Annotated in this window: 3 protein-coding genes; 1 reads left to right on the top strand and 2 read right to left on the bottom strand. The window is 34.9% G+C overall.

Going from position 1 to position 4,133, the window contains the following annotated elements; all coding sequences use genetic code 11:
• Nucleotides 1-186: 186 nt before the first annotated feature.
• Nucleotides 187-1,413, bottom strand: coding sequence for a TomO hydrophobic C-terminal domain-containing protein (locus tag DM84_RS05175; protein WP_250778863.1), 1,227 nt, complete (start codon nucleotides 1,411-1,413; stop codon nucleotides 187-189).
• Between the two features lie 140 nt (nucleotides 1,414-1,553).
• Nucleotides 1,554-2,774 carry an MFS transporter gene (locus tag DM84_RS05170; protein ID WP_458783141.1) on the bottom strand — a complete coding sequence of 407 codons (1,221 nt, stop codon included), beginning with the start codon at nucleotides 2,772-2,774 and terminating at the stop codon, nucleotides 1,554-1,556.
• Nucleotides 2,775-2,931: 157 nt separating this feature from the next.
• Between DM84_RS05170 and DM84_RS05165 the strand changes: the two genes are divergently transcribed.
• The gene (locus tag DM84_RS05165; protein WP_250778861.1) at nucleotides 2,932-3,960 is read left to right on the top strand and encodes an SGNH/GDSL hydrolase family protein; all 1,029 of its coding nucleotides are present in this window, start codon (nucleotides 2,932-2,934) and stop codon (nucleotides 3,958-3,960) included.
• Nucleotides 3,961-4,133 lie beyond the last annotated feature (173 nt).

Genomic DNA, 4,133 nt, shown 5'->3' with positions numbered 1-4,133 from the left:
TGTCTTTTTTCTCTGTCTGGTAAATTTCTTAAATATTATAGCTTAGACTAGTTGCCTTCAAAAGCAGCTAAATTGCAGCGTTTAAGGCATAAAAACGCCAATACTAACAACAGACAGTAACCAGGGCTTCTTTTGCCTTTTTCTATTTAGTAAATTTCTTAAACACTTACTACTAGAGATAAAACTCTACAGACTACTTCCAAGTAATCGCTGATTATCTGGTTGATCAACTTTAACATTGTTAAGTGTAGTGTTTGCTTTGTACAAATAGTGACACCCTAATGCAAGAAAAACCGATGCAGCTATAGCAAGTGTAGCGCATATTGCTAAATAAGGTGTTGCTAAACTTGCACCAACAGCACACACCCCAGATAATATGAAAGAAGCAGAGGCATATTTTACCTTACTTTTTACTCCTTGAACATTGATTGCTGAGGGTTTGCTGTCTTTATTATCCTCCAGCTCTTTATTTCTGTCCTCAGATTCCTGTAGTTTTGTCTTCAGCTCTTCATTTTCACTTTTAAGTGCTTCCAGTTGTTGGATCTTACCTTTCAGCTTTTCATTTTCACCTTTAAGTGTTTCTAGTTGTTGAGTTTCATTTTTCAGTTCTTCATCTTTACTTTTAAGTTCCTTATCTTTTTCATTCAAGCTTTGCTTGGTAGCATTTAGGTTCTCTTCTAGTTGATTTTTTTCTTCAATAAGTTTAGTTACTTGACCATTCAGCTCACTAATTTTTTTCTCCTTATTTGCAAGCTGAGCTTGTACATTTTCAAATTCCTGTAGTTTCGTCTTCAGCTCTTTATTTTCGTCTTCCAGCTTTTTATTTGTACTTTTAAGTGCTTCCAGTTGTTGGTTTTCGTCTTTTAGTCCTTCATTTTCGCTTTTAGGTGTTTCTAGCTGTTGATTTTTATTGGCACCTTGTGCTTTTTCTTTACCCATTTCACCCTCCCTAAAACTATAACTTATAGGGTTTTGCATTAAACCCCACATCCCACTTAAAATATCACTTTTTTCTCCTTCTGCAAGAATATTTTTTACTGCCTGTTGACTAGTGCCAAAACCCACAGGTTGGCTTTTGTTATGACATAAAGCTGGATTTAACCTAGCAATATCTCTAAGTTTTTTAAACTGAACATCCCCTCCTAGAGATGGTTTTGCAATTCCGCTACTTTCACTTGCTTGAATTTTACCGAAGAGAAACTTTGATGCTCCGATATACTGTGTAGAAAAAGTCTCTGGCTGCTGAACTTTTGTTGTATTCTTTCTATAGCTTACTCCTGTAACATTTCTGTCATTAGATTCATATGTATTAAGTGAAGCTGGTTCTTGCTGTGGCAAGCTCCTTTGAAAAGGTCCCAAACAACCTGGCTTTGTTGCTGCATTAGTGAAACCCTGCACAACTTTTCTGAACATATCTACCCTAGTCTACAAAGACATTATGTATAGTATACAGTATAGATTAATCTAATACAAGAATAATTTTTTCACTGAAACACTCTACATATTACAAAGGGAATTTATATCTTCTCTCCTTTCATACCTTAGAAATAAAATCAACTCCTTTTATAGTATGCTCTGACTTTAAGTGACCAAAAGCCTACCATCCCTATCAATAAACATATAGGTATTACTAGCATAGATCTAATCATTACGTCAGTTCCATAAAATGGCTTTCCATCGATAACTTCACCGTTCCAATAAAAATTCATTATATTTGCAATAACGACATGAAAAAAATAACCAAAACTCATAACTATAGAATTACTTACAGATCCTGCACTTGCTACTGCATCATTTTCCACACAACTTACAACTTTAGCAACCAAAGCAAGTTGGTACGTGGAAGCAAGGCCAATAATAAAGAATAATACACATGCCAGAGGTGCATTGATATCGAATATAAAAAGTAACGAGAACACTATTATCATGGCCATAGCACAAGAAATTATTATCTCATAGTGCTTAGTTGGATTCTTTGCTAATATATAAGGAAATAATAGATGTCCAAAGCCAAAGCCTATTAGTACCCATTTTGAAATACTATACGCAACTTCTCTATCTATCTTATATATCTCATGCAAGAATGTTGCGGACCACGCATCTGCAAAGCCTTCTAACGGTCCAAACATAAAACCGCCAAACAAACCTATCAATAAAATGTTTTTGTTAAATATAACTTTGCCCAAATTTTTGATGTTTAATTTTTCACTTGAGGTACCAACTTTAGGTATAGATATAAAGGTAGTTAAAGCAAGCAATAATCCAAATATTATACATGCAGTCAGTACATAATCCCATCCGAATTTATCAAATAAGACATACAATGGTTTGGTGGCAAATACACCACCTAAAATGCCAATGATAACCGATATGCTGAACATCATGGCAAATTTTTCTCTACGGTAGTAGATACTTATTATTTTAAAGAGTCCGAGTGCTGAAGCAGAAGATCCAATACCAGTAATTACTCTCCCAACAATAGAATAACTCCAATTGTTAGAACTAACTAAAGGCAAAGCACCCAAAGATGTCAGCATAATACAAGCAGGTATGATAATTTTGGAACCAAATCTATCCAGAAGAATACCCACAGGAATATGCGCTAGCACATAGCCTACATAGTATAGTCCGCAAAATTGTCCTATTTCTGTTGTTCCTATGCTAAGCCTTACCATCAATTCAGGAACTATAACATTTGGAATTACACGCAATATGTATTGATATGCATAAAACAGAGATGCTAACAACCATATTAAGAAATTTCTCTGCAGCACTAGTCTTACTTTAAACTTAGAGCATAGGTGTTTTAGTTATGAAGGGCAAGTTTTATAGTAAGAAGCTGCAAAAAAATTGTGTAACCTAACCACTATTCTTTGCTTTTTTTTATAAATCTCATGCTAAACAACACGATCATACATTAACCTAAATATCATGGCAAACAAAAATAACAATTTTAAGTATAAAAACCTTTATATTCTAGGTGACAGTTTATCTGATAACGGTGCACTTTGTGGAATTTTAGAGACATTCTCCTTTGCAAAAAACGTGAAATTTGATGAACCTTGTTATCAAGGAAGATCTTTCAGCAATGGCCCTGTTGCTGTTGAATACGTAGCAAAACATTTAGATTTAGGAGAGTTTAAACCTGGATGGAGTTGCTCATTTCTTGGTAAATGTCACGAACAGCAAGGCCAAAACTATGCAGTTTCATATGCAGCAGCATCTGAAATTTCTGATCCCATTTATTCCTATTTCTTCAACAAATTTCGTTTAGCTAACCAACTAGATGCGGTAATTAAGCATCATCCAGATATAGGTAAAGAAGATTTGTTTTTCATCATGATTGGCGGAAACGACATCATGGTTGCTACCGCTTATGATGATACTAAAGGGGAAGAAGTAATGGAACAAGCAGTTAGTGAAATATGTAATGCGCTTAAGGTTCTAAACGAGCATGGTGTCAAGCACGTAGTTGTTGCAAATGCGCCAGACATTGGCTTAATACCAGCTTTCAGTAAAAATAAAGAAGCAAAAGAGCTAGCTACAAAACTCACAGAGAGCTTCAATGTAAAATTAGCTAATGGCTTGGATAATATGAAGAAAAGTGCAGGTCTTGAAATAAAAACATTCGACCTTAATTCTAAAATGAAAAACATGCTCAGTGAATACAAGAGCAAAGGTTTAAATTATCAAGATGCATGTATATCGGATGTTGCAGACCAACTTGGAGGACTTAAGGAAAATATAAAAATACTCTCAAAACTAGTATTCAAAGGAAAACTTGACGCTCACTATAATCCTGGGTGTAGCAAAGAAACACTAGAGAGCTGTTTCTTTTTTGATTATTTCCACCCAACTGCAGAACCTCACCATGAAGTTGGTGATGAAGTATACCAGTTGATTAAAGGCGATGAATGTGAGTCAACTCACACTGAACAACAAGGGAATGTGCTCTTATAATTGGGGCCCTATACTAAACCTAGAATCCAGAATACTACTTTAGTAACAAATATTTGAGAAATTTACCAAATGAGAAAAAAAGCAAAAGAAGCCCTAGCCATTGTCTATTTCCAGTATCGGCGTTTTTATGTCTTAAACGCTGCAATTTAGCTGCTTTTAAGCGCAACTAGTCT

This window comes from Wolbachia pipientis (genome assembly GCF_023661085.1).
Classification (GTDB): Bacteria; Pseudomonadota; Alphaproteobacteria; order Rickettsiales; family Anaplasmataceae; genus Wolbachia.
This window is presented reverse-complemented; position numbering and strand designations above follow the sequence as displayed.